Source organism: Enterococcus sp. VV15, from assembly GCF_005236045.1.
Taxonomy (GTDB): domain Bacteria; phylum Bacillota; class Bacilli; order Lactobacillales; family Enterococcaceae; genus Enterococcus_B; species Enterococcus_B durans.
This window is the reverse complement of sequence record NZ_QPTY01000110.1, coordinates 1-738: the sequence shown is the minus strand read 5'-3', so window position 1 is coordinate 738 and position 738 is coordinate 1. Positions and strand designations below refer to the sequence as shown.

Annotated in this window: 3 protein-coding genes; all 3 read right to left on the bottom strand. The window is 36.7% G+C overall.

What is annotated here, in order from left to right; all coding sequences use genetic code 11:
• A partial coding sequence (locus tag DVW83_RS14840; RefSeq protein WP_137239706.1) for a YopX family protein occupies positions 1–416 on the bottom strand: 416 nt, incomplete at its 3' end.
• Positions 413–586 carry a hypothetical protein gene (locus tag DVW83_RS15285; protein WP_002375499.1) on the bottom strand — a complete coding sequence of 58 codons (174 nt, stop codon included), beginning with the start codon at positions 584–586 and terminating at the stop codon, positions 413–415. The genes DVW83_RS14840 and DVW83_RS15285, both read right to left, overlap by 4 nt.
• On the bottom strand, positions 583–738 hold a 156-nt coding region (locus DVW83_RS14835), incomplete at its 5' end, for a DUF1140 family protein (RefSeq protein ID WP_137239703.1). The genes DVW83_RS15285 and DVW83_RS14835, both read right to left, overlap by 4 nt.

Below are 738 nucleotides of genomic sequence, written 5' to 3'. Positions count from 1 at the left end.
TCCTCCAACAACTCAGGATTCTCATATATATTTCCGATGACTTCGTATTCATACCCAGCCTCATTACGCTTGAATACTCTATATTCCATTCCACTAGCTAATGATTTACAAATCAACCCAGAATGAAACTCGGATTCTTGTACAATCGTTTTTTCATTAACTAAATGATTAAAACCATTACTTACATTGACAAGTACTATATCCCCCTCAAATATCTCCACACCATTCTTATCCTTCAGAGTGGTAGATTGCATGAGGATTGAAGCTATTTTGGGAAAACCATAGTCATTGGGATAATCTATATCAATATCAAGCACACTTATACCATCATCATTCATTTCAAAACAAACTCCTGTCGTGCTAGGATAAATCATTCTGTCTTTTTCTCTATCCCACGCTCGAAACTTCGGTATCATTTGCTGTCCTCTTTCTGTAACTCACCGTAAATTGAACATCTACGGCGAATGGCTTTTACTCTGCGTTCATTTTCGATGGTGGGCCGAATTTCGTATGCTCTTTTTGCCATTTTCAATTGATTCCTAGCACCTCTTAACGCATCTGAATAGATTTCTTTTGGCATCATCATTCACTGTCCTCCATATATTCGTCTAGTATCTCTCTATACTTCTCTACAAATTTGAAACGATCTTGATGAAGCTTCTGACTCCAGTGTGTTTGCTTATCCAGCTCACGCATTTGTTCAAAACCTTTTTGAATTTCGTTGTAATAAAATTCAAT